This is a genomic window from Lentzea jiangxiensis (assembly GCF_900104175.1).
Classification (GTDB): domain Bacteria; phylum Actinomycetota; class Actinomycetes; order Mycobacteriales; family Pseudonocardiaceae; genus Lentzea; species Lentzea jiangxiensis.
The window spans coordinates 529,714-553,021 of the sequence record NZ_FNIX01000004.1; the positions used below are offsets into that span (position 1 = coordinate 529,714).

Here is a 23,308-nt window from a genome sequence, read left to right on the forward strand (position 1 = left end):
AGGGATTTGAACCCCCGGACGGTTGCCCGTCTCCCGCTTTCAAGGAGCTGGCATTACCGTACGGACTCGTTCGCTGAGGTCCTTTTTGCTGGTTAACGGGTCCTCCCAGTTATGGATGAACGCTCCTGAACAGCCGTGTATGAGACTGCCCCTGAGACTGGATAGTCCATAGTGGACTCTCACCTCGCGGAGTCCTCGGGAGAACCCAAGAGCACCTTCAACTGCCCCCGCAAGATTCGCCAGCGGACCAGACGTGGTCAAGATCGACCAATACAGACACAGCAGTGCCACCATTGCCCGCACTGAACGCCATTACCACATCCCATCGGTCTGGCAGGCCATCCTGCCGCTGATCGCGGCGCAGTAACACAATGGGTGAGTTCGCGATTCTGCCTGCGTGACGACTGCCGATGCTTCGCCGCCCAGTGACCGCCCTGCCGGCCGGGTGGTCCGTATCCGACGGTTGGTAACCGGACGGCGTAGGTTGGGTGTGTTGGCGTGGCTGTTTGCCGCTGCGGGCCTCGGTATGGCGGCGTGGATAGCGAGATCCTGGTTCTGGTGGTCGGCGGCGTGGATGTGGCTGGGCCGGTGGTGGACGGTCCCGGTCATGGTGCTGCTACTGGCATCTGCGGCAGCGCTCGGGGTGCTGCGGTCTCGTCATCCAGCCTCACCACCCCGCCTGGCGGAAGCGGGGACAGATGTAATGCCGGCGTTGACACCTCGAGCGATCCTGCTCGGCGGACTCGTCCTGCTCGGCTTGGGCATCACCGCGGCGGCGCTGCTGCTGATCAATTTCGCCGGGACCGAGCCACGAGAACGCTTGGACGCCATCCGGACTGCGGCCACGTTGATAGTGGGCACCGGTGGCGCCGCCGCGCTGCTACTGGCCGCCCGGCGTCAACGCGCGGCTGAACTGACTCTTGCTGTGCAGCACAAGGCCGCCGCTGACACCGCTCACGACGCGGCGGCACGTCGAATCACCGAGCTGTATTTGAAAGCGGTCGAGCAGTTGGGGTCAGACAAGGCAGCAGTTCGTCACGGTGGCCTGTATGCATTGGAACGCGTCGCGCAAGACAACCCCAACCAGCGCCAAACGGTGATCAACGTGATCTGCGCCTATCTGCGCAGCCCGTACACTCCGGTAATTGAGCGGCTTAGCACCCGCAAGGGTGGACTATCTGCGGTTGCACGCCAAAGCACCGCAGCCGACCGCGTGGCCGCTCAAGCAGCGGCTGCGCGTCGCATCGGCCTCAGACCACCCACTTCGCCTGTAACATCTGAGCAGTTGAGGCAGGAACGCGAAGTTCGGCTCACTGCGCAACGCATTCTCACCTCCCATCTATGCCCCGGCCTGGATAGGACTTCCAACCAGCATACTGATTCCCTGTACTGGGCAGAAAACTACGACCTTGACCTCACCGGCGCCACTCTTATCGACTTCCGCGCCACCAACCTCACCGCACGAAAAGCGGCCTTCACCGACGTGCATTTTTCCGGTGATGCGGAGTTCAGCAACGCGAATTTCACTGATGACGCGGAGTTCAGCAACGCGAAGTTCACCGGTGGCGCGGAGTTCAGCGGAGCGAGATTCACCGGCCGCGCATGGTTCAGTACTGTGGCGTTTACGGGAGATGCAAACTTCCGCGAGTCGACATTTATCGGTAATGCAGAATTCATCGAAGCAACGTTCATCAGCGATGCGGAATTTAGTGATACCACCTTTGCTGCCAACGCGTGGTTCAATAGGGTTAAAATCACCGAAGACGCATGGTTCGGGAGAGTAAAATTTAACGGCGAGGCGGTGTTCAGCGAGGCCAAGTTTACCGGCAATGCATGGTTTGACGAAGCGAAATTTGCCGGTAATGCGGAATTTGGCGAGGCGACATTCAACTACGACTTGACGTTCACTGACACCGAGTTCACCAGCAACGCATGGTTCAACGAAGCGAAATTGACTGGTGACGCGGATTTCAGCAAAGTAAAGTTCAACGGTGAAGCAGAGTTCAGCCACGTGACATTCACCGGCGACGCGGAGTTCAACGATTCCACGTTCGTCCAAGACGCCATCTTTGATCGGGTAGAATTTAGCGGCGACACGACGTTCCGCAAGGCAAAATTTGTCGAAAGCGGAGACTTCGGCATGGCGATATTTATGGGCCCCGCACGGTTCGACGAGGTGAAATTCGTCGGCGACGCGTGGTTCAACAAGGCCATTTTCGCTGGCGATACGTGGTTCGACCAAGCCATATTCACCGGCCGCGCGCAGTTCGATCACGCAATGTTCCTCACTACCGCCTCGATGATGGAAACTAAGGTATCCGAGATATTCGATTGGTGCGTATTGCCGACGGGATGGACAATTGACAATTGCCAACAGGGAGCCGTGACAAACAACGAAGGGTCGGACATGTTGCGACTGGTGCCGGTACCCGTGGTATTAACCTGGAATGAATCTAGCGACGGGTTTTAAACCGGGTATAGCAGTAGCCGACCAGAGTGAGTACTCGCAGACGAACCCGCAATCTTCGATCCTCTTAAGGGTCTTACCAATGCGGAGACGGTAGATTTTTGACCTACCGTTTCGCGGCATCCGCTACTTGCGGAACGGTCACTTCGGCGCTGAATCCCCCGACGACAGTTGCGAGCGCGGCACTTCGTTCGGAACGGCGTTGCTAAACCGCGCCTCGTTGAACGAGGCTTCACCGTTGAACTGCGCGTTGTCGAACGAGGTTTCGCCGTTGAACTGCGCCCTGTCGAACGCGGCGTCTTTGAACTGCGCCCTGTCGAACGAGACATCGTTGTTGAACTGCGCCTCGTCGAACCGGATGGCGCCATCGTTGAACCGTGTCCCGTTGAAAAAGGCGATGCCGCCGAATCGCGTCCCGTTGAAAACGGCACTACCCCCGAACCGCGCGTCTCTGAACAAAGCTATACCACCGAACGACGCCTCCTTGAACGAGGCGTTGCCGTTGAACTGTGTCTTGTCGAACCAGGCAGTGGCGCCGAACTGCGCCTTTTTGAACAAGGCGTCGCCGTTGAATTGTGCCTCGGCGAACCAGGCGGATCCGAATCGCGTCATATTGAACCAGGCGTTGTCGTTGAACTGCACCTTGGAGAACCAGGCGTCGCTTTTGAACTGCGCTCTGCTGAATGAGGCGGCGGCGCCGAACTGCGCCTTTTCAAACGAGGCGGCGCCGATGAACTGCGCCTTTTCAAAAGAGGCGTCGCCGATGAACTGCGCCTTTTCAAAAGAGGCGTCGCCGTTGAACTGCGCGTTATCGAACCGGGCATTGCGAATGATTGCGTTGGTTAGGTCGAAGTCGATGAGGGTGGCGTCGGTGACGTCGATGTCGATGTCGGGCCAGAACGTGCGGACTGGGCGTGGGAACCATCGCATCCAGCTACGGGCGGGTGTGCGCGGTTGAAGGTGGTCGCGCAGGATGCGTTGGGCGGTGAGCCGGACTTCCCGTTCTTGCCGGGCTTCCTGATCGGCGTCTTTCGGCGTGGTCTCCGGGACGGTGTCTGGAAGAGGGCGTGCCCACCCAGGTCGCAGAGGTGCGCGTAGACCTTTGAGCTTGCTAGAGCCTGGAGCGCGGGGCGGGGTGTAGGGAGACCGCAGATAGGCACAGATGACGTCCACGATGGTCTGGCGGTGTGCCGGGTTGTCCTGGGCGACGCGTTCAAGGGCGTAGAAGCCGCCGTGGCGCACAGCGGCCTTGTCCGAGCCGAGCTGGTCAACGGCCTTGACGTAAAGCTCGGTCAATCGGCGTTCGGTGGCGTCGTACTCGGTGGCTTGCTGGCGTCGCAACGCCAGCGCCAGGGTGATCACAGCGCCGATGCCCGCGCCGATGGCCAACCCCGTGCGGATGGCGTCAAGCCGCTCCTGCGCGGTACCGGGGGCCAGCACCTTAATCAGTACCGTCATCGCGGCCGCCGTGCTGAGCAGCACAGGCACGACGACGGTCAGGCCCGGCCGCCACCAACTTGTCCCGCTACGTGATCTGCGCATCAGGTGATCATCGCGCAACCGGCCAGGTTCTCCGCCCGGAATCGACTCGTCGGCGCCGTCGACCGCGCGCATCGCCGCAGCGGGCCGGATCTGAGCATCCGCTGCGGCACCGCTACGACGTTCTCGGGTCCTTCGTTTCGCGTCAGAACAGACTATGCATTAGCGACTCAGGATTCCGCTTCTGAGCTTGGATATATGGAAGTAGAGTTAGTGGCATCTTCGGCCGTTTCCCCGACAGCAGGTCAGCCACCGTCATGACTTGCACCCGCGCGGCAACGGTCCTGCTGTTGTTGAACGTGCCTCAGCGGGTCGTCCAGGAGTTCATGGGCTGGTCCAACGCGAAGGTGGCGGAGCGGTACATGCACGTCACCGAGTCCATGCGGCAGGACGTCGCGGGCAGGCTCAACGGGTTCCTCTGGGCACCCGAATGAGACTGGACGCAGCAGGGGTGGCTCACCGACTGGTGAGCCACCCCTGTTTGTCCTGATCAGACTGCGGAAGCGGAGGGATTTGAACCCCCGGACGGTTGCCCGTCTCCCGCTTTCAAGGCGGGTGCATTCGGCCGCTCTGCCACGCTTCCCCGACGCCACCGGCGTCAGCCGAGAAGCCTAGCCGTTCGACTCCCGCAGGTGTGTGATGACCCGGTCGAACACCTTGGCCAGCACCTCGCCCTCCTCGGGGGTGAGCAGGTTGACGATGTGGGCGCGCACGCCGCGGAGGTGGGTGGGGGCGGCCTCCACCAGTTGGGACATGCCCTTCTGGGTCAGTTCGGCGAGTACGCCGCGGCCGTCCTCCGTGCACTCGCGGCGGGTGACGAGGCCTGCCTTCTCCATGCGGGCGACCTGGTGGGAGACGCGGGACTTCGAGGAGGCGACGTCTTCTGCCAGCTGGGTCATGCGCATGCGCTGGTTCGGTTGTTCGGAGAGGCGGACGAGGACCTCGTAGTCCGCCAGTGAGACCCCGTGGGTGTCCTGCAGCTCGCGGTGCAGGCGGTCCATGAGCATCGAGGAACCGTTCACGTAGGTGCGCCACGCCCGCATCTCGCCCTCGTCGAGCCAGCGCGGCTCCTGCTCGCTTGGTGTCACGAGAACAAGGCTAGACGGCAGGATGACGATCCTGTCATTCCTCTGGAAAACGCGGCCTTCGCGAGGCAGACTCCTCCGCCGTACACGCGCGTTAACCTTGCCTTCGAAAGGCTTCACCCATGAGTTCGTTCAGACGGCTCTCCGTTCTGGCGATCACCGCCGCCGCGGCCACTGTCATCAGCGCTACCGGGCCTGCCCAGGCCGATGTCCAGTCACTGCGCGGTCGGGGCACGGTTGACGTGCGCCTGATCGGCATCAACGACCTGCACGGCAACATCGAGCCGCCCTCCGGGTCGTCGGGGCGCGTCATCCTGCCGGACGGCACGACCGTCGACGCCGGTGGCGCCGCTTTCAACGCCACGCACATCAAGAACCTCCAGAGCGAGGTCAAGAACTCCGTCATCGTCGGGCAGGGCGACCTGATCGGTGCTTCGCCGATCGTGTCGGCGCTGTTCCACGACGAGCCGACGATCGAGGTGCTCAACAAGGTCGGGATGGACACGACCGCGGCGGGCAACCACGAGTTCGACGAGGGTTACCAGGAACTGCTGCGCATCCAGCGCGGTGGCTGCCACCCGGTGGACGGGTGCCAGTTCAACGAGAAGTACGAGGGTGCGAAGTTCCCGATCCTCGGCGCGAACGTCACGCACGCCAAGACCGGGCTGCCGGCCCTTCCGCCGTTCTGGGTGGAGATCCGCGACGGGATCCCGATCGGCTTCATCGGCATGCCGCTCAAGGACGTGCCGATCCTGGTCGACCCCAACGGCATCAAGGACCTCGCGTTCGGTGACGAGGTGAAGGCGGCCAACAGGTACGCCAACCTCCTCGACGCCATCGGCGTGAAGTCGATCGTGCTGCTCGTGCACCAGGGTGACCAGGTCACCTCGTCCGGTGGCGGCCCCAACGCGTGCAACGTCGCCGCCAACAACCCCGGCAGCTACATCGCCACGAACGTCAGCCCGAAGATCGACGCGGTCTTCTCCGGCCACAGCCACCAGCACTACAACTGCGTGATCAAGGACCCGGCCGGCAACCCGCGGCCGTTCATCGAGGGCCTCGCGTTCGGCCGTGAGCTCAGCGTCGTCGACCTCAAGATCGACCGCCGCACGCGCGACGTCATCCGCGGCGAGACCAAGGCCGACAACAAGATCGTCACCCGCACGGTCACGCCGGACCCGACCGTCCAGGCGATCATCGACCTGGCCAAGCAGAAGTCCGGCCCGATCGCGAACAAGCCGGTCGGCACGATCAGCTCGGACATCCCGCGGGCGCAGAACACCGCCGGTGAGTCGCCGCTCGGCAACCTGATCGCCGACTCGCAGCTCTTGGCCACCAAGGGCAACGGCGCGGTGCTCGCGCTGATGAACCCCGGCGGTGTGCGCGCGGACCTCACGTTCGCCAGCTCGCCCGTGGGTGAGGGCAACGGCGTGGTGACCTACGGCGAGATGTTCACCGTGCAGCCGTTCGGCAACATCCTGCAGACCGTCACGCTGACCGGCGCGGAGATCAAGAACGTGCTGGAGCAGCAGTTCACCGCTGCCCGCCAGTTCGTGCTCCAGCCGTCGTCCGGCCTGAAGTACACCTGGTCGAAGGGCGCGGCGTTCGGCTCGAAGGTCTCCGACGTCACGCTCAACGGCGCCCCGCTGGACCCGAACGCGAGCTACCGCGTGACGATCAACAGCTTCCTGCAGGGCGGTGGTGACGGCTTCAGCGAGTTCACCAAGGGCAGGGACATCACCGGCGGCGGCATCGACCTGGACGCGTTCTCCGCCTACCTGGCGGCGCACCCGAACCAGGGCGCACCGGCGCTCGACCGCATCACGCAGCTGCCGTAGCGGCGGCAGGCGGAACGCCGCCCCGGTGACCCTGGTCGCCGGGGCGGCTTTTTTGCGTGCCCCCGTTGCTCCGTTTGATCTAGGGTGGGGGCCGATGTCGTGGTTGCATCGGCTCCTGCTGCTCGCCGGTCTGGTGACCGGTGCCTGGCTGCTGGGCGGCACCGGGCACGCGAACGCCGACGTCCGGGTCGAGATCGACCGGCTGGAGGTCGGGCTGGAGATCCCCCTCGTCGACGTCGGTCTCCAGGTCGGGACGGGGCTCGCACCGCCCCAACCGGAAGCGCCCGTTCCGCCGAAGCCGGCCCCGCGCGTCGAGAACCCCGCGCCATCGGAGGAACTCCCGCCGCCCGCCCGGCCTGCCGTGAAGCCTCCCGTGCAGGCTCCCGTGCAGGCCGAGGCGCCCCAGCAACAACAACCGGCACCACAGCAGCAGCACCACGCACAGCCCACGAACCCAGCGCACGTTCCCGAGCAACCCCAGGCGGAGCAGCCGACGCCCGGCACGCTCCCGCAGAGCGGCGCGGGGACGTCCACCGGCACGCAGATCCCGGTGGGCACGCTGCCGCACGCGACGCGGCCGCCCACCACCACGACAGCGCTCGTCAGCACGGAACAGCACGACGTCCCGCGCTCCGTGCGCGCGGAGGAACCGACGTTCTCCCCGGACTGATCCCGGCCCGCACCTCCACGGCCAGACACAGGGATCCGTCTTCGCACTCCAGGGAGAAACAGCCATGCGCGAGAACCTCAACCGCACCCTGTCCGCCGCTCTGCTGACCGGTGGCCTGCTGGTCGCCACCGCCGGCTTCGCCCAGGCCGTCCCGGTGCCGCTCGACGTCGACGAGGAGGTCCGCGTCGGCAGCCTGCTGAGCGTTCCGGTCGAGGTCTGCGGCAACGCGGTCAACGTGCTGGGCACCGGCGACGCGACCTGCCGGGACAAGCCCGCCGAGCGCGTCCAGGCCGACAAGGCCCTCGTCTCCGCGCCCGTCACGGTGTGCGGCAACGCGGTCGGCGTCGCCGGTGGCGGCAACGGCAGCTGCGGCGACACCGGGCCGAAGCAGGCCAACGGCTCCGTCGAGGCCCCGGTGACGGTCTGCGGCACCAGCGCGGCGGTGCTCGGCACCGCGAGCGGCGACTGCGGCGAGACCGGGACGCCCGAGCAGCCGCAGCCGGAACCGGAGCAGCCCGAGCAGCCCGAGGAGCCGCAGCCGGAGCCCGAGCAGCCCGGCGAGAACCCCGGCGACGAGAACCCGGGCAACGGCACGCCGGGCGGCGACAACTCCGGCAGCGACAACTCCGGCGGCGGCGACACCGGCGACGACTCGGGAGCCGGCGCCCCGCAGACCGGCGACAAGGCCTCGCAGCGGGCTTCCGCGGTGGTCCCGGCCCTGTCGAGGACCGGTGCCGACCCGCTCGAGTTCCTGCTCGCGGGCCTCGGCCTGATGACCGCGGGTGTGATGGCCCGCCGCGGCGCGAGGCGCACCGGGAAAGCCTGATCGACAAATTCCGATCATTTTTCACAAATCGCCCGGTGGGAGTTTCTCCCGCCGGGCGATTGCTGTCCGCACTGTCGATCTCCGCAGGTCACCCGTCTGACTTCACCAATTCAGGTTTCGCGTGAAGTGTTGATAAATACGGCGATCAAGCGCATGCTCGACAATGAGCTGGCAACCGGCAGGTAAATGAAGTGGACCGCCCGGTGGCCACGCCCAGAAGGGGTAGGTGGTGCTGTGCAGGTATCTCCTCGCTGTGGCGAAACGCGGTCTGTCGCATCCCCGCGAGTGGATCGGACGTGACCGGTCCGGTCGCGACTGTGTAGCGACGGACACGAGGTTTCGGGTGCCCAGGCGCCGTCAGGCGTCGCTCCGCGCACTTCGACGCTGTTGAGCTCGGCATCGGTGTCGTCTCGTGGCGTCACCGGCTGAGCGCCACGCCAACCTCCGTGGGCCGTAGTCGTCACAACCACATGGGAAAGCCTTGGTGCGGTGCCCCGAAGTCGGGCGCCGCACCAAGGCGCGTTTGGTGCTTTATCGTTTGCGGCACCCAGGGGGTCCTTGGCAGGAGGATGCGGTGCAGTTCAACGAAGGCGCGGGACTCGACCTTTCCCAGGTCTCGGACCAGCGGGGCGTCGGCGGCAGGGTCGCCGGCGTCGGCGGTGGCCTCGGCGTGGTCGGTCTGATCATCTACTTCCTGTTCCAGCAGTTCACCGGCATCCAGCTGCCGGCGGGCGGGCTGGAGGGCCTGGGCAGCAACACCCAGGTCGAGTCCGGCCAGCTGGCCGAGAAGTGCAAGACCGGCGCGGACGCGAACCGCGACAGCGACTGCCGGGTCGTGGCGACGATCAACTCGATCCAGGCCTTCTGGACCGACCAGTTCGCCCGCTCCGGCCGCAGCTACCAGGTCACCAAGACGAACTTCTTCCGCAACAGCGTGAACACCCGCTGCGGCAACGCCACCTCGGCCGTGGGCCCGTTCTACTGCCCGGCCGACTCCCAGGTGTACATCGACCTCGACTTCTTCAACGAGCTGCGCACCAAGTTCGGCGCGACCGGCGGTCCGTTCGTCGAGGCCTACGTGCTGGCCCACGAGTACGGCCACCACGTCCAGAACCTCCTCGGCACGTCCGACCGCGTCAACTCCCGCACCGGCCCCACCTCCGACTCGGTGCGCCTGGAGCTGCAGGCCGACTGCTACGCGGGCGCCTGGGCCAAGGCGGCGACGACCACCCCGTCGGCCAACGGCCAGCCGCTCATCACGAACATCACCCAGGAGGACGTGACCGCGGCGCTCGACGCGGCGGCGCGCATCGGTGACGACTTCATCCAGCGCGAGCTCGGCGGCGGCCAGGTCGACACGACCCAGTTCAGCCACGGCAGCTCGGCGCAGCGCCAGAAGTGGTTCACCACGGGCCTGGAGACGGGCGACCCGGCCCGCTGCAACACGTTCGACACCAACAACCTGGGCTGACACCCACCGACGAGAAAGGCCGGGCCTCCCGAGGGAGACCCGGCCTTTTCGTGCGAGACCTACGAAACGGCGGCGTGCGAGTGGTCCTCGTGCGCCGTCAGCGACATCTTGGCCGCGGCACGGGCCTCGGCCCGCTTCGAGCGCGGCGGCACGCCGTTGACGTCCTCGGTGGACACGCCGTAGGCGGCCGTCACGAACGCGATGGCACCGGCGTTGCGTCCCAGGGCGACCCGGTCGACGTTGCCGAGGTTGTCACAGGCGGCGTGGTAGCACGGGTCGTAGGCGACCCCGGCCGTTCCGCCCCACTTGGCGGCCTGGGCCGCGGTCTTCACGCCCTCGGCACCGGTGAAGAGGCCACCGGCGGGAATGCCCTGGGCGATGAACTCGCCGTAGTCCGAGCGGCCCGAGAAGTCCGTGCCCTCGGTGGGGACGCCCTTCGCCGCGAAGTAGTCCGCGAACGCCTTCTCGATCTGCGCCGAGCCGAACGGGCCGGGGCCCGCGCCCACGCCGTCGGAGTTGTCGCCGTCGTAGATGAAGTACGCGGCGTTCGGCGAGCCGACCATGTCGAAGTTCAGGTACAGCGCGATGTCGAGCTGCTGCTCGAACGTCAGCGAGCGGACCCATTCCTCGGAGCCGATCAGGCCGCGCTCCTCGGCGCCCCACCAGGCGAAGCGGACCGCGTTGTCGACCTTGGGGCGGGAGCCCAGCTGCAGCGCGGTCTCCAGCAGGGCCGCGGAGCCCGTGCCGTTGTCGTTGATGCCGGCGCCGAGCTCGACGCTGTCGAGGTGTGCGCCCGCCATGACGACGTTGTTCGTGCGGCCGGTGCGGGTCTGGGCGATGACGTTGCGCTCGGTGCGGGTCTCCGAGTGGAAGCGCATGTCGACCGTGACGGCCGACCCGGCCTTGCCCGCGAGCGTGGTGCCGTCCGCCTGGGAGATGCCGCCGGTGGGGATCTTGCCGGGGTTGGTCAGCGTCACGTCGGAGAGCGGGCCCGCGGTGTTGTTGGACACCAGCACGGCGATGGCCCCGGCGGCGTGCGCGTTGAGGTGCTTCTGCTCGAACGTGCAGCCACCGCGGCGGATCAGCGCGACCGAGCCGGTGAAGTCCTGGCCCGCGAAGTCGCTCGCCTCGCACCCGGTGGTGGCGTCCTCGGGCACCACGCGCAGCGGGCCGGTGACGCCGCCGACGGGGGTCTGCGGCGAGGCGGTCATGATCAGGGCCTGGTAGTTCACGCCGTCGACGCGGGCGGTCTCCGCGTCGTTGACGTTGATCTCGTAGCTGAACGTCGGCGTCGTCACGATGAAGCCCTCGTCGCGGAGCTTGCCCGCCACGTAGTCGACGCTCGCGTCGTAGCCGGGGGTCAGGGCGGCGCGGGTGCCGCCGTTGCGGTCGGCGATCCGCTGGAACGCGATCAGGTGCCGGTTGACGCCCTCGACGGTCACCTTCTTCGAGAGCTTCTTCGCCAGCGCGGGGCCGGCGGGTTCGGCGGCGGACGCCGTGGCGGTGGGGGCCGCGACTAATGCCGAGATGGCAAGCACAGTCGCCAGCTTGGTTCTGCCGGACATGAACGTTCCCCTTCGTTCGAGATGGCAGAACCCTCACAAGAAGGAGACCTGGGACACAATCCGACGGTCGGCGGGTGTTCAGCTCGTGATCAGCCGAACACACTCAGCGAGCCCCTCGACGGCCACGTTCCACTCCGGGCGCACGAAGTTCTCCTTGTCCAGACGCAATCGCACGTGCTCAAGGCGTTGTCCGCGCGGTGCGGCACAGGTGGTGCCGTCGTGCACGTAGCCGAGCTTCTCGCTGACGCGGTGGGAGGCGTGGTTGCCCAGCCAGGCCGCCGAACGGGCGACGTCCGCGCCCAGGTGGTCGAACGCGAACTGCAGGACCGCGATCCGCATCTCCGTGCCGATCCCGCCGCCCTGGTGCTCCAGACCGAGCCACGAGCCGGTGCTGACCTCGCGCAGCACGCCGAAGTCCTTCGCGGAGACCTCCTGCATGCCGATGACCCGGCCCTCGCGCCGTGCGAGGAAGTTGATCGTCCAGTCCCCGGCGGCGAACGCGGAGCGCGCGCCCCAGTAGTGCTTGATCATGCCGAACCCGCCGTCGTCGCGGACCCAGTCCGTCCACGGCACGAGGAACGGCATCTCCTCCGGGTCGTGCACGCCCTGCTTCGCCACCTCGACGAGCTCGTGCAGGCCCTCGTCGTCGTCCGGGCGCAGCTCCAGCCGCGGGGTGCGGAGAACCAGGTGTCGCAGGGGCCAGGGGTCCATGCTCCGATGGTGCCGGAGGTGTCGAACGGTATTACCGTCGACCGCGTGCATGCGATCACTGTTCGCGAACCCGGCGGCCCGGAAGTGCTCACCTGGACCGAGGTAGAAGACCCGGTGCCGGGTCCCGGCGAGGTGTTGATCGACGTCGCCGCGAGTGCGGTCAACCGCGCCGACCTGTTGCAGCGGCAGGGCTTGTACCCGCCACCGCCCGGCGCGTCGGACATCATCGGGCTGGAGTGCTCCGGCACGATCGTGGCGCTCGGCGAGGGCGTCACGGGGTGGCACGTCGGCGACGAGGTGTGCGCGCTGCTCGCCGGTGGCGGCTACGCCGAGAAGGTCGTCGTGCCCGCGCCCCAGGTCCTCCCGCTGCCGGACGGCGTCGACGTCGTCACGGCCGCGGCGCTGCCTGAAGTGGCGTGCACGGTGTGGTCGAACGTCGTGATGGACGGCCGGCTCGAGCTCGGTGAGACGTTCCTGGTGCACGGCGGCGCGGGCGGCATCGGCACGCACGCGATCCAGGTCGCGAAGGCGCTCGGCGCGACCGTCGCGGTCACCGCGGGCTCGGGCGAACGCCTCGCGAAGTGCGCCGAGCTCGGTGCCGACGTCCTGGTCAACTACAAGACGCAGGACTTCGTGGCGGAGGTGGGGAAGGCCGACGTCGTCCTCGACAACATGGGCGCCTCCTACCTGCCGCGCAACATCGACGTGCTCGCGCCGGACGGCCGGTTGATGATCATCGGCATGCAGGGCGGCGTGAAGGGCGAGCTGCCCATCGGCAAGCTGCTGTCCAAGCGCGCCTCGGTGATGGCGACCGGGCTGCGCGGCCGGTCCGTCGAGAACAAGGGCGCGATCGTGGCGCAGGTCCGCGAGCACCTGTGGCCGCTGGTCGGCAGCGGTGCGGTGAAGCCGGTCGTCGGCAGGGTCGTGCCCATGCAGGAGGCCGCCGAGGCGCACCGGTTGCTGGAGGCGAGCGACGTCTTCGGCAAGGTCCTGCTCAGGCGAGAGCGGTAGCGGACGCCAGCGAGGTCCGGGGAGCCGTGCGGAACTCCATGCCGAACTCCTCGGACCACCGCGTCAGCACGGCCTGCTCGTCGGGGCGGTCGGCGTCGTCGGCGAGCACCGTCGCACCCGGTGCCAGCACGGCGCGCAGCACGGGCAGCGCCGGGTAGCGCGAGTCGCCGGAACCCGGCCCGTCCACGAGCAGCAGGTCAACCAGGCCGAAGCGCTCGACGTACCCGAGCACCTCGTCGTGCACCTGCTGCGGCGCGTACCACTGGCCGTGCCGCGACAACGCCGCCGGATGCCGTGACATCGGCGCGTGCACGACGCGGGCGATCGAGCCGAGGCCCTCGCGTCGTAGTTGTGAGGCGGCGAATGCAGCCGTGCGTTCGTCGTGCTCGATCGACAGCAGGTGCCCGAAACCGCGCTGCTGGAGCAGACGCGCGAGCAGGACCGAGGACGAGCCGCAGCCGAGTGCGACCAGGACGGTCCTGGCGCCGAGGACGACCTCGTCCATCACCGCGACGAGCGCGGCCGGCCGGAGGTCGTCGGAGAACCGCGGCAGGTACTCGGTGTTCAGCGACCCGATGCGGTGCAGGGCCGAGAGGTCCGCGAGCTCGCGTGCCAGCGAGTCGTCCAACGGTGCTCTCCCGTGTTCCCTCAGCCCGTGTTCCCCCAGCCCGTGTCCCTCAGCCCGTGTTCCCTCAGGCCGTGTTCCCTCAGCCCAGTTCGGCCACCGCCCGCACCAGGTCGTCCACCTCGACCGCGTTCGTGTAGTGCGCGAGCCCGACGCGGATGGCGCCGCCGACCTCGCCGACGCCCAGCACCGAGAACACGCCGTGCTGGCCGGGGTCGGCGAACGCGCAGACGCCCCGCGACGCGAGGTGTTCGACGCCGTCCTCCGCCTTGACCCCGGCGATCGTGAACGCCAGCGCGGGCACCCGCCGCATGGCGTCGCCGATCACCATCACGTGGCGCAGCGAACGCAGCTCGTTGATGAGGTTGGCGAGCAGACCCGCCTGGTAGGCCTTCACGGATCCCAAAGAGGTGAGCAGGCGCTCGCGCCGCGTGCCGGAAGCCGCGTCGTCGAGGTCCGCGAGGTACTCGACGGAGGCGACGAGCCCGGCGAGCATCGGGTACGCGTGCGGACCCAGTTCGAGACGTTCGGGGCCGCGGGCCGTCGGGTCGACCGAAACCGACGGCAGCCGTTCCAGCACCGACGGATCGCGGAACACCAGCGCGCCGACGGGCGGCCCGCCCCACTGGCCGGCGGAGAGGGCGACGACGTCAGCACCCATGCCAACGATGTCCAAGGGGACGAAGGGCGCCGCCGACGACGCGTCCACGACCACCAGCGAGCCGTGCGCCCGGGCGACCGCCGAGATCTTGGCGAGGTCGGGCCTGGTGCCGACGACACCGGACGCCGCCGTGATGGCGATCAGCTTCGTGCGGTCGGTGACGAGGTCGTCGTACTGCCAGCTCGGCAGCTCGCAGGTCTCGATGTCGATCTCGGCCCACTTGACCGCGCTGCCGGTGCGCTGCGTTGCGCGCAACCACGGCGCGATGTTCGCGGCGTGGTCAAGGCGGGAAACCAGGACCTCGTCGCCCATGAACCAGTCGTCCGTCATCACCTCGGCGAGGCGCTGCAGCAGGACGGCGGAGGACGGGCCGAGCACGACACCCGCCGGGTCACCCCCGACCAGGTCCGCGACGGCCCTGCGGGCGGCGTCCACGATGCCCTGGGCCCGCTGGGAGGCCGGGAAGATGCCGCCGGGCCCGGAGACGGGAGCGCGCAGCGCGGTGGAGACGGCGGTGGCGACCTGCTCCGGCACCTGCATGCCGGCCGGAGCGTCGAGGTGGACCCAGCCGTCGCCGAGCGCGGGGAAGAGCCCTCGTACCCGTGCGACGTCGAACGCCATGCCACACACCGTACGTATGAACGCAACCACGGTGTCGAGCAGCCCCCACCCGGATAATCGTCACGAGGTGAAAGACGCGAGGATGGAGACCATGAAACAGGAGCAGCCCGTCGTAATCGTCGGTGGCCAGGACGGCGACATCGCCGACCTGGTGGAGCAGCCGGCCAAGGTGATGCGGATCGGCACGATGATCAAGCAGCTCCTGGAGGAGGTGCGGGCGGCACCTCTGGACGAGGCGAGCCGCAACCGCCTCAAGGAGATCCACAAGCGGTCCATCGAGGAGCTCGAGGACGGCCTGGCGCCGGAGCTGCGCGACGAGCTGGAGCGCCTGTCGCTGCCGTTCACCGAGGACGGCACCCCGTCCGACGCCGAGCTGCGGATCGCCCAGGCCCAGCTCGTGGGGTGGCTGGAAGGCCTCTTCCACGGCATCCAGACCGCGCTGTTCGCCCAGCAGATGGCGGCACGCGCCCAGTTGGAGCAGATGCGCGGCCGCGCCCTGCCGGCAGGTGGCGGCGAAGGTAACGAAGGCGGAACAACCGGCAAAGGGACGGGTCAGTACCTCTAGCTAAGGCGGTCGGTGGTGGCTCTACGATGCGCTCACCGTTCTGGAGAGGAGCCCCCGTGCTCGACCGAGTCCGCACAGGTCTGCAGGCCAAGCAGCTGCGCCACAAGCTGCGCGTCAAGGCGATCGAGCTCATCCAGGACGCGTTGCAGCCGCAGCAGGAGCAGATCGCGCGCCTCCACGCCCAGCTCGACGGCCTGCGCGACGAGGTCGCGCAGCAGGCGAACCGCATCGTCGACCACACCGTCGGGCACGAGGTGCGGGCCCGCCGCGACATCGTGTTCGCCGCGGACAGGGACGCCGCGTCGCAGAGCGCCCGGTTCGTGCACGAGAACATGCCGCGGGTCCCGCACTTCGGCTCGCCGCACGAGACGCTCGAGTTCGCGCTGGACCAGGCGCCCGAGGGCGGCATGGCGCTCGAGTTCGGCGTCTACACCGGCGGCACGCTGAAGATCATCGCGAACGCCCGCGAGGGCGGGGTCTACGGCTTCGACTCCTTCGAGGGCCTGCCGGAGAGCTGGCGCAACGGGTTCCCCGCGGGCACCTTCACCATGGACGGCCTGCCGGACGTGCCCGGTGCCGAGCTCGTCGCCGGGTGGTTCGACGAGACGCTGCCGAAGTTCCTCGCCGACCACGAGGGCCCCGTCACGTTCCTGCACGTCGACTGCGACCTGTACTCGTCGACGAAGACCGTCCTCGACCTCGTCGGGCCGCGGTTGGTCGAGGGCAGCGTGATCGTCTTCGACGAGTACTTCAACTACCCGCAGTGGCAGGACCACGAGCACAAGGCCTGGCTGGAGCACGTGGCGGCGCACGGCGTCGAGTTCGAGTACCTCGGGTACACGTACGACCACGAACAGGTGATCGTCAAAGTGATCAAGGTCTGACCGCACCGTGACCGCCCGGTGAGCACGGCTCCGGGCGGTCGCCGGTACGCTCAGTCCTCGTGCAAGCCACCAGTACGCTCGACCAGGCTGAGGCGCCCCCTGCCGTGAAGTCGCGCAGCTTCAAACGCGCGTTCGCGGATGTGCGGGAGGCGTGGGACCACCGTGAACTCTGGGGTCACCTCGGCTGGCAGGACATCAAACAGCGCTACCGCCGCTCGGTCATCGGTCCGCTGTGGATCACCATCTCGATGGCGACGACGGCCCTGGCGCTCGGCCTGCTGTACTCGACGCTGCTGGACACGCCCATCAACACGTTCCTGCCGTACGTGACGGTCGGCTTCATCATCTGGAACTTCATCCTCGGGTGCGTCACCGAGGGCACGGACGTCTTCATCGCGAACGAGGGGCTCATCAAGCACCTGCCCGCTCCCATCACGATCCACGTGATGCGGATGGTGTGGCGCCAGGTGCTGTTCCTGATGCACAACCTCGTGGTCTACGTGATCGTGCTGGCGATCTTCTTCGGCGCGCTCGACGAGCCGTACAAGATGACCCCGACCGGTCCGACGAACCCCGGCCTGAGCTGGGAGATCGTGCTGGCGGTCCCGGGCCTGGTGCTGCTCGCGGTGAACGCGGTGTGGGTCGCCCTGCTCTTCGGCGTGATCAGCACCCGCTTCCGCGACATCCCGCCGGTCGTGAACAGCTTCATCAACCTGGTGTTCTTCATGACCCCGATCGTCTGGGACGCCAGCATCCTCACCAGGGTCACCGGTGGCGGCGACGTCGGCTGGCGCGTGCTGGTCGCCGAGCTCAACCCCGTGTACCACTTCGTCGAGATCGTCAGGGCCCCGCTCCTCGGCCACACCGTGGACTGGCACCACTGGGTGGTCGTCGGCGGCTTCACCGTCCTCGGCTGGTTCGCCGCTCTGGTGATCCTGCGCAACTACCGCGCCCGCGTTTCCTACTGGGTCTGAGAAGGAGGTCGACGAACAATGGTCAGCATCGACGTCTGGAACGCATCGGTCGACTTCCCGATCTTCGACGCGAAGTCGAGGTCGCTGAAGAAGCTCGCCCTCGGCAAGGTCGGCGGCAAGATCGAGTCCGAGGGCCGCGTCCCGATCATCGAGGCGCTGCACGACATCACGCTGTCGCTCAAGGACGGCGACCGGGTCGGCCTGGTCGGCCACAACGGCGCCGGCAAGTCCACGCTGCTGCGCCTGCTGGCGGGCATCTACGAGCCGACGCGCGGCCACTCGCGCATCATCGGCAAGGTGGCGCCGGTCTTCGACCTCGGCGTCGGCATGGACCCGGAGATCTCCGGGTACGAGAACATCATGATCCGCGGCCTGTTCCTCGGCATGAGCCGCAAGCAGATGGAATCCCGCGTCGACGACATCGCGCAGTTCACCGAGCTCGGTGACTACCTGCAGATGCCGCTGCGCACGTACTCGACGGGCATGCGCGTCCGGTTGGCCCTCGGCGTCGTCACGTCGATCAACCCGGAGATCCTGCTGCTCGACGAGGGCATCGGCGCGGTCGACGCGGCGTTCATGGCCAAGGCCCGCGACCGCCTCAAGGACCTGGTCGCCCGCTCCGGTCTGCTGGTGTTCGCGAACCACTCCGACGAGTTCCTCGCGGAGTTCTGCGACAAGGCGATCTGGATGGACGAGGGCCACGTCAAGATGTTCGGAGGTTTGCGCGAGGTGCTGACCGCGTACAAGGGGTTCGACCCCTTCGAGCGGACGCACCAGCACGACGAGACCCCCGTCCTCAGCGGAAATGGTGGCGAGTAGACCGTGAACCTCGAGGCACTGCCCAAGGGCTCCGTGGTGGCCGTGGTGGTCACCCGCCACCGCAGGGACCTGCTGGCCGAGTCGCTGAAGGCCCTGGCGACCCAGACGCGCGTGCCCGACCACCTGGTCGTCGTCGACAACGGTCCGGACCAGCCGGTCAACGACCTCGTCGAGCAGTGCCCGCTCCCCACGACCTACCTGCCCTCGCACCGCAACCTCGGCGGCGCCGGCGGCTTCGCGCTGGGCATCCTGCACGCCCTCTCGCTGGGCGCGGACTGGGTGTGGCTCGCCGACGACGACGGCCGCCCGGCCGACGAGAACGTCCTGGCGGTGCTGCTGGAGGAGGCAGAGCGGCGCAAGCTCGCGGAGATCTCCCCCGTCGTCACGAACATCGACAGCCCGGAGAAGCTCGCGTTCCCGTTGCGCCGCGGCCTGACGTGGAAGCGCTCGGCCGCCGAACTCGGCACCGACTTCCTGCCGGGGATCGCGTCGCTGTTCAACGGCGCGCTGTTCCGGGCCTCGACGCTCGACGTCGTCGGCGTGCCGGACTACCGGCTGTTCTTCCGCGGCGACGAGGTGGAGATCCACCGGCGCATGGTGCGGTCCGGCCTGCCGTTCGGCACGTCGCTGCGGGTCGCGTACGTGCACCCGGACGGCTCGGACGAGTTCAAGCCGATGCTGGGCGGCAAGTTCCACGCCCAGGACCCGGAGAACCCGGTCAAGCGCTACTACACCTACCGCAACCGCGGATACCTGCTGTCGCAGCCGGGCATGCGCAAGCTCGGTGCGCTCGAGGTGTTCCGGTTCGGGCTGTACTTCCTCGCGGTGAAGCGGGACCCGAAGGCGTTCGTCGAGTGGGTCAAACTCGTGCGCCTCGGCCAGCGGGAGCGCTTCTTCCGCAAGTGAGCTGGTTCGCTCGAAGGGCGGGACTCCCCGGAGTCCCGCCCTTCGGCCACTTCGGGTAATCACTCGCGCACGCGAGGTGATCGGAGTAAGACGGGACGGGTGATCTCCCGACGCGGACTCCTCTCCCTGGCCGGTGCGAGCGCGCTGCTCGCGGCGTGCGGATCGAACACCGGCAGAGGCGGCAACGGCGCAGCCCTCCAGCAGTGGTACCACGCGTACGGCGAACCCGGCGTGCAGCAGGCCGTGGAGCGCTACGCCAAGGCGTTCACCAAGACCCCGGTCGACGTGCAGTGGAACCCCGGCGACTACGACTCGAAGCTCGCCACGAGCCTGCTGTCCGACGGCGGGCCGGACGTCTTCGAGTCCACGCCGCAGATCAGCTCCGTCAGGGCGGGCCAACTCGTGCCGCTCGACGACCTCTTCGGTGACGCCAGGACCGACTTCTCCGCGTCCATCCTCGAGACGCACACCGTCGAGGGGAAGATCTACGGCATCCCGCAGGCCGTGGACATGCAGATGCTGTTCTACCGCAAGAGCATGCTCGACCGGGCCGGCGTGCAGCCACCGTCCACTGTGGATGAACTGCTCGACGCGGCCCGCAGGCTGAGCACCGGCGGCGTCAAAGGGCTCTTCGCCGGCAACGACGGCGGTGGCGGCGTGCTCGGCGGTCCCGCGCTGTGGTCGGCGGGCCTCGACTACGTGCGCGACCGCCAGGTCGGCTTCGACGATCCCCTGGCGGCGAAGGCGATCGGCAAGCTCCGCGACCTCTACACGAGCGGCAGCCTGCTGCTGGGCGCGGTGAAGGACTGGGCCGAGCCGGACGCGTTCACGCAGGGCCTCGTCGCCATGCAGTGGACCGGTCTGTGGGCGGTCCCGGCGGTGCGGAAGGCGCTCGGTGACGACTTCGGCGTGCTGCCGTTCCCCTCGCTGGGTGCCGGCGGCAGGGCGAGCGTGCCGGTCGGGGCGTTCGGCGCGATGGTCAACGCGAAGTCGAAGCGGATCGACGAGGCCAAGGAGTTCGTGCGCTGGCTGTGGGTCGAGCGCACCGACTACCAGGAGGACTTCAACCTGAGCTACGGCTTCCACATCCCGCCGCGCAAGAGCATCTCGGACAAGGCCTCGAAGCTCACCTCGGGCGCGGCGGCGGACGCGGTGAAGTTCGTGCGGGACAACGCCAAGGCGTCCAACCCGCCGGACTGGACCTCGGTGATGCGGACCGCGTTCAACGACGCCGTGTCCCGGGTGGTCCGCGACGGCGCGCCCGCGGACGCCGAACTGCGCAGCGCGGCCGGAGTGGTCCGGGACGAGTTGAAGCGCCTGTACGGATGAGTCACGCTCGCGCTTTCTGGCTCTTCGTGGGGCCGTTCGCCGCCGGGCTGCTCGTGTTCGTGTACGTGCCGATCGGGTGGAGCGTGCTGCTGTCGTTCTTCGACGCGCGCAACACGGTGACGCCGGTGGAGTTCGTCGGGCTGCGCAACTACGCGGACATGCTGACCGACGGGCCGTTCCTGAGGAGCCTGGGCACCTTCAGCGTGTTCGCGGCGTTCATCGTGCCGTTGACGTTCGTGCTGGCCCTGGTTCTGGCCCTGCTGGTCAGCCAGATCAGCTTCATGCAGGCGTTCTTCCGCTCGGTGTTCTTCCTGCCGACGGCCTGCTCGTACGTCGTCGCGTCCCTGGTGTGGAAGCTGTCGGTCTTCAACGGCCTGCGCTCCGGCCTCGCGAACACCGTGCTGAGCTGGTTCGGCGCGGATCCGGTCGCGTGGACGGTCTCCACGTCGCCGCCCTGGTACTGGCTCGTGCTCGTGACGCTGCGGCTCTGGTTGCAGCTCGGGTTCTACATGATCCTGTTCATCGCCGGCCTGCAGCGGATTCCGCCCGTGCTGTACGAGGCGGCCGCCCTGGACGGTGCCCGCTCCTGGCAGGCTTTCCGGTTCGTCACGCTGCCGCAGCTGCGCACCACCTCGGTCGCGGTGCTGCTGCTCCTGCTGATCGGCGCCTACCAGGCCTTCGACGAGTTCTACAACGTCCTCGGCACCGACCGCGGCTACCCGCCGTTCGCGCGGCCGCCGTTGATCTACCTCTACTACACGGCTCTGGGCAGCGGCGGGCAGGACTTCGGGCACGGCAGTGCCGGTGCGGTGATCCTGACGGTGCTGATCGTCGGCGTGACGCTGCTGCAGGGCCGGGTGGTGCGGCGGTGAAAGCGTTGCGGTACCTGGCTTTGAGCATTGCGGCCGTGCTGTTCCTCGTGCCGTTCTACCTGGTGGTGCGCAACGGCCTGGTGTCGGAGGCCGAGATCAGCGCGGCATCCTGGACGTTCCTGCCGTCCTCCGTGCGCTGGGAGAACTTCGCCGAGCTGTTCTCCGACCCGGCCGTGCCGTTGGTGCGCAGCATGGTGAACTCGCTGGTGGTGGCGGTGTTGCAGACTCTTGGCCAGCTGCTGCTGTGTTCACTGGCCGGGTACGGGCTCGCTCGCATCCCCTACCGGTACTCGGGCGTGATGTTCTACTTCGTCGTCGCGACGCTGATGATCCCGGCGGCGGTGACGTTCGTGCCGACGTTCGTCGTCGTGTCGACCCTCGGGTGGGTGTCGGACCTGCGCGGACTGGTGATCCCGGGGCTGTTCAGCGGGTTCACGGCGTTCCTGTTCCGGCAGTACTTCCTGAACTTCCCGCGAGAGCTGGAGGAGGCCGCGCGGATCGACGGACTCGGGCACTGGGGCACGTTCTGGCGCGTCGTCGTGCCGAACTCGCGCGGGTTCTTCGCCGCCCTCGGCGTGATCGCGTTCGTCACCTCCTGGAACCAGTTCCTGTGGCCGCTGGTGATCGCCCAGGACCAGGAGTCCTGGACGGTGCAGGTGGCGTTGTCGACGTTCCTCACGGCTCAGTCGATCAACGTGCACGAGCTGTTCCTGGCGGCGGCGGTGTCGATCACGCCGTTGGTCATCGTGTTCGTGGCGATGCAGCGGTGGCTGGTGCGCGGGGTGGCGGAGACCGGGATCAAGGAGTGATCCCGGTTGACCTCACGAACGAATCCACTTCTTGAAAGCGGTCCGATACGACATCGATCCGGACCCAGCCTTCATTCGAACGTCGAATATTGCGTTCTGATCCAGAGCACTCGACTCTCGGAAAATTTGAGAAGCCAGAGCTGCCTGCTCGATCAGCTCGAAAGCAACCCAAGAATTATGACCCTCCGGCGGATCAATAATGGAGCGATCGAATTCTAGAGCAACCGAAACGGACTCGGAAAAAACTAAAGAGAATTTCGGAGAACTTTCTGACCACTCCCTCATCGGCGATTCGGCCGCCCCGAGAGCGTGATCCACTGCTAAGCCTCCTATAATTTCTGAGCTCCGTAGACGAGTGCGCAGATCGCCAACTTTTCGCGCAGCATCGAGCCGCAGAGCCGACTCATCCTCTAGTCCACCGAGCTCCCGCCATGATGCCTCGACACCATCTATTGCCGGAAAGGCGTCGCCCTGATTCCCCTGCGCTTCAAAAAAGATCGAGATGATCGACCTTACCCGAGTGGCGCAAGCTGCAGCCAAGGACCGTTCGGCCTGTCTCATAGCCTCTGCAGAGGCTTTTGCAACCAACGTCAAACTCCCTTAGACGCGACATCGAACACCGACCAGAGGCTACCATCTATCTACCTGCACCTACCTTCGCCGCTGCCAAACCGCCACCGTCGGGGATTGAATTTGACCACCCATTTTTTCAACCAACGGATAACAGTAGCTGTCACAGAAGTCTCGGCTAGTGGCTCGTCCCAGAACGTTGACCCGGTAATCGGTCTTCTGGGCTGACCGGCAGGCTGGTCCCGCATGTCGAGTGCGGGAGGTGGTTGTGGCTCGTCGTCCGGAAGTGTTCGTCCGGCCGCTGTCGATGGAAGACGGCCGGAAACTGGCTCGGATCAGCCGGACCGCGAAGAACCCGGTCAAGTTACGTCGGGCGATCGTGGTACTGATGTCCAGCCAGGGGCAGACCGTCCGCGATATCACGTCGTTGATGCAGGTCAGCGCCGACTATGTGCGTGATGTGATCCACGCGTTCAACGAGCGGGGGTTC

Annotated in this window: 23 protein-coding genes and 1 tRNA gene; 16 read left to right on the forward strand and 8 right to left on the reverse strand. The window is 67.0% G+C overall.

What is annotated here, in order from left to right:
* The first annotated feature begins 490 nt into the window (after window positions 1-490).
* Window positions 491-2,470 (forward strand): pentapeptide repeat-containing protein, encoded by a 1,980-nt coding sequence (locus BLQ91_RS16585; protein WP_143022670.1) that lies wholly within the window; start codon window positions 491-493, stop codon window positions 2,468-2,470.
* A gap of 138 nt (window positions 2,471-2,608) precedes the next feature.
* On the opposite strand, the gene BLQ91_RS16590 is transcribed toward BLQ91_RS16585, so the two are convergent.
* Entirely contained in the window at window positions 2,609-4,081 is a 1,473-nt protein-coding gene (locus tag BLQ91_RS16590) for a pentapeptide repeat-containing protein (RefSeq protein WP_090097697.1), read from the reverse strand.
* Between the two features lie 182 nt (window positions 4,082-4,263).
* Here BLQ91_RS16590 and BLQ91_RS40315 point away from each other — a divergent pair, with 182 nt between their 5' ends.
* Window positions 4,264-4,440, forward strand: coding sequence for a tyrosine-type recombinase/integrase (locus BLQ91_RS40315; protein ID WP_143022671.1), 177 nt, complete (start codon window positions 4,264-4,266; stop codon window positions 4,438-4,440).
* A gap of 64 nt (window positions 4,441-4,504) precedes the next feature.
* Here the strand turns inward: BLQ91_RS40315 and BLQ91_RS16595 are convergent.
* Window positions 4,505-4,589, reverse strand: a tRNA-Ser gene (locus BLQ91_RS16595).
* 28 nt (window positions 4,590-4,617) lie between these two features.
* On the reverse strand, window positions 4,618-5,049 hold the full coding sequence (locus tag BLQ91_RS16600; RefSeq protein ID WP_090097796.1) for a MarR family winged helix-turn-helix transcriptional regulator: 432 nt from the start codon (window positions 5,047-5,049) through the stop codon (window positions 4,618-4,620).
* 164 nt (window positions 5,050-5,213) lie between these two features.
* Here BLQ91_RS16600 and BLQ91_RS16605 point away from each other — a divergent pair, with 164 nt between their 5' ends.
* The 4 genes from BLQ91_RS16605 to ypfJ all read left to right on the forward strand — a co-directional run bounded on the left by BLQ91_RS16605 (window position 5,214) and on the right by ypfJ (window position 9,896).
* Entirely contained in the window at window positions 5,214-6,929 is a 1,716-nt protein-coding gene (locus tag BLQ91_RS16605; protein ID WP_090097698.1) for a bifunctional metallophosphatase/5'-nucleotidase, read from the forward strand.
* 94 nt (window positions 6,930-7,023) lie between these two features.
* Window positions 7,024-7,599, forward strand: a complete 576-nt coding sequence (locus BLQ91_RS16610; protein WP_090097699.1) for a hypothetical protein — start codon at window positions 7,024-7,026, stop codon at window positions 7,597-7,599.
* A 64-nt stretch (window positions 7,600-7,663) separates the two neighbouring features.
* Window positions 7,664-8,425, forward strand: coding sequence for a hypothetical protein (locus BLQ91_RS16615; RefSeq protein WP_090097700.1), 762 nt, complete (start codon window positions 7,664-7,666; stop codon window positions 8,423-8,425).
* Window positions 8,426-8,999: 574 nt separating this feature from the next.
* Window positions 9,000-9,896, forward strand: a complete 897-nt coding sequence (gene ypfJ, locus BLQ91_RS16620; RefSeq protein WP_090097701.1) for a KPN_02809 family neutral zinc metallopeptidase — start codon at window positions 9,000-9,002, stop codon at window positions 9,894-9,896.
* A 59-nt stretch (window positions 9,897-9,955) separates the two neighbouring features.
* On the opposite strand, the gene BLQ91_RS16625 is transcribed toward ypfJ, so the two are convergent.
* Complete coding sequence (locus BLQ91_RS16625; protein WP_090097702.1) at window positions 9,956-11,461, reverse strand: M28 family metallopeptidase; 1,506 nt, start codon at window positions 11,459-11,461, stop codon at window positions 9,956-9,958.
* 78 nt (window positions 11,462-11,539) lie between these two features.
* A complete protein-coding gene (locus BLQ91_RS16630; RefSeq protein ID WP_090097703.1) occupies window positions 11,540-12,172 on the reverse strand; it encodes a GNAT family N-acetyltransferase in 633 nt (210 codons plus the stop codon).
* A gap of 45 nt (window positions 12,173-12,217) precedes the next feature.
* On the opposite strand from BLQ91_RS16630, the gene BLQ91_RS16635 reads away from it, so the two are divergent.
* Window positions 12,218-13,183 carry an NAD(P)H-quinone oxidoreductase gene (locus BLQ91_RS16635; RefSeq protein ID WP_090097797.1) on the forward strand — a complete coding sequence of 322 codons (966 nt, stop codon included), beginning with the start codon at window positions 12,218-12,220 and terminating at the stop codon, window positions 13,181-13,183.
* Here BLQ91_RS16635 and BLQ91_RS16640 read toward each other — a convergent pair.
* Together BLQ91_RS16640 and BLQ91_RS16645 are read right to left on the reverse strand one after the other, a co-directional pair.
* On the reverse strand, window positions 13,167-13,811 hold the full coding sequence (locus BLQ91_RS16640; RefSeq protein WP_090097704.1) for a class I SAM-dependent methyltransferase: 645 nt from the start codon (window positions 13,809-13,811) through the stop codon (window positions 13,167-13,169). The two genes, BLQ91_RS16635 and BLQ91_RS16640, sit on opposite strands and share 17 nt — an antisense overlap.
* Before the next feature lie 79 nt (window positions 13,812-13,890).
* Window positions 13,891-15,090, reverse strand: a complete 1,200-nt coding sequence (locus BLQ91_RS16645; RefSeq protein ID WP_090097705.1) for a cysteine desulfurase-like protein — start codon at window positions 15,088-15,090, stop codon at window positions 13,891-13,893.
* 82 nt (window positions 15,091-15,172) lie between these two features.
* Here BLQ91_RS16645 and BLQ91_RS16650 point away from each other — a divergent pair, with 82 nt between their 5' ends.
* The 8 genes from BLQ91_RS16650 to BLQ91_RS16685 all read left to right on the forward strand — a co-directional run bounded on the left by BLQ91_RS16650 (window position 15,173) and on the right by BLQ91_RS16685 (window position 22,248).
* Window positions 15,173-15,655, forward strand: a complete 483-nt coding sequence (locus tag BLQ91_RS16650) for a bacterial proteasome activator family protein (RefSeq protein ID WP_425412492.1) — start codon at window positions 15,173-15,175, stop codon at window positions 15,653-15,655.
* A gap of 56 nt (window positions 15,656-15,711) precedes the next feature.
* Window positions 15,712-16,539 carry a class I SAM-dependent methyltransferase gene (locus BLQ91_RS16655; RefSeq protein ID WP_245733483.1) on the forward strand — a complete coding sequence of 276 codons (828 nt, stop codon included), beginning with the start codon at window positions 15,712-15,714 and terminating at the stop codon, window positions 16,537-16,539.
* A gap of 59 nt (window positions 16,540-16,598) precedes the next feature.
* Window positions 16,599-17,513, forward strand: coding sequence for a galactan export ABC transporter permease subunit Wzm/RfbD (gene wzm / locus BLQ91_RS16660; protein ID WP_090097707.1), 915 nt, complete (start codon window positions 16,599-16,601; stop codon window positions 17,511-17,513).
* 18 nt (window positions 17,514-17,531) lie between these two features.
* Window positions 17,532-18,332, forward strand: coding sequence for a galactan export ABC transporter ATP-binding subunit Wzt/RfbE (gene wzt, locus BLQ91_RS16665; RefSeq protein ID WP_090097708.1), 801 nt, complete (start codon window positions 17,532-17,534; stop codon window positions 18,330-18,332).
* A gap of 3 nt (window positions 18,333-18,335) precedes the next feature.
* Window positions 18,336-19,238: a galactofuranosyltransferase GlfT1 gene (glfT1, locus tag BLQ91_RS16670; protein WP_090097709.1), complete on the forward strand. Its 903-nt coding sequence runs from the start codon at window positions 18,336-18,338 to the stop codon at window positions 19,236-19,238.
* A gap of 99 nt (window positions 19,239-19,337) precedes the next feature.
* Window positions 19,338-20,567, forward strand: coding sequence for an ABC transporter substrate-binding protein (locus BLQ91_RS16675; protein ID WP_218130284.1), 1,230 nt, complete (start codon window positions 19,338-19,340; stop codon window positions 20,565-20,567).
* Window positions 20,564-21,439 carry a carbohydrate ABC transporter permease gene (locus tag BLQ91_RS16680; RefSeq protein WP_090097710.1) on the forward strand — a complete coding sequence of 292 codons (876 nt, stop codon included), beginning with the start codon at window positions 20,564-20,566 and terminating at the stop codon, window positions 21,437-21,439. The genes BLQ91_RS16675 and BLQ91_RS16680 overlap by 4 nt, the downstream gene beginning before the upstream one ends.
* A complete protein-coding gene (locus tag BLQ91_RS16685; protein ID WP_090097711.1) occupies window positions 21,436-22,248 on the forward strand; it encodes a carbohydrate ABC transporter permease in 813 nt (270 codons plus the stop codon). The genes BLQ91_RS16680 and BLQ91_RS16685 overlap by 4 nt, the downstream gene beginning before the upstream one ends.
* A gap of 12 nt (window positions 22,249-22,260) precedes the next feature.
* On the opposite strand, the gene BLQ91_RS40320 is transcribed toward BLQ91_RS16685, so the two are convergent.
* Window positions 22,261-22,809 (reverse strand): hypothetical protein, encoded by a 549-nt coding sequence (locus BLQ91_RS40320; protein WP_143022672.1) that lies wholly within the window; start codon window positions 22,807-22,809, stop codon window positions 22,261-22,263.
* A 277-nt stretch (window positions 22,810-23,086) separates the two neighbouring features.
* Here BLQ91_RS40320 and BLQ91_RS16690 point away from each other — a divergent pair.
* A partial coding sequence (locus BLQ91_RS16690) for a helix-turn-helix domain-containing protein (RefSeq protein WP_143022673.1) occupies window positions 23,087-23,308 on the forward strand: 222 nt, incomplete at its 3' end.

Excerpts from the sequence above, each read along its gene's own strand:
- BLQ91_RS16615 (WP_090097700.1), top strand. The coding sequence starts at position 7,664 with ATGCGCGAGAACCTCAACCGCACCCTGTCCGCCGCTCTGCTGACCGGT.
- BLQ91_RS40320 (WP_143022672.1), bottom strand. The coding sequence starts at position 22,809 with ATGAGACAGGCCGAACGGTCCTTGGCTGCAGCTTGCGCCACTCGGGTA.
- BLQ91_RS16650 (WP_425412492.1), top strand. The coding sequence starts at position 15,173 with ATGGAGACCATGAAACAGGAGCAGCCCGTCGTAATCGTCGGTGGCCAG.
- BLQ91_RS16590 (WP_090097697.1), bottom strand. The coding sequence starts at position 4,081 with ATGCGCGCGGTCGACGGCGCCGACGAGTCGATTCCGGGCGGAGAACCT.
- BLQ91_RS16680 (WP_090097710.1), top strand. The coding sequence starts at position 20,564 with ATGAGTCACGCTCGCGCTTTCTGGCTCTTCGTGGGGCCGTTCGCCGCC.
- wzt (WP_090097708.1), top strand. The coding sequence starts at position 17,532 with ATGGTCAGCATCGACGTCTGGAACGCATCGGTCGACTTCCCGATCTTC.
- BLQ91_RS16630 (WP_090097703.1), bottom strand. The coding sequence starts at position 12,172 with ATGGACCCCTGGCCCCTGCGACACCTGGTTCTCCGCACCCCGCGGCTG.
- BLQ91_RS16610 (WP_090097699.1), top strand. The coding sequence starts at position 7,024 with ATGTCGTGGTTGCATCGGCTCCTGCTGCTCGCCGGTCTGGTGACCGGT.
- BLQ91_RS40315 (WP_143022671.1), top strand. The coding sequence starts at position 4,264 with ATGACTTGCACCCGCGCGGCAACGGTCCTGCTGTTGTTGAACGTGCCT.
- BLQ91_RS16645 (WP_090097705.1), bottom strand. The coding sequence starts at position 15,090 with ATGGCGTTCGACGTCGCACGGGTACGAGGGCTCTTCCCCGCGCTCGGC.
- BLQ91_RS16605 (WP_090097698.1), top strand. The coding sequence starts at position 5,214 with ATGAGTTCGTTCAGACGGCTCTCCGTTCTGGCGATCACCGCCGCCGCG.
- BLQ91_RS16600 (WP_090097796.1), bottom strand. The coding sequence starts at position 5,049 with ATGCGGGCGTGGCGCACCTACGTGAACGGTTCCTCGATGCTCATGGAC.
- BLQ91_RS16625 (WP_090097702.1), bottom strand. The coding sequence starts at position 11,461 with ATGTCCGGCAGAACCAAGCTGGCGACTGTGCTTGCCATCTCGGCATTA.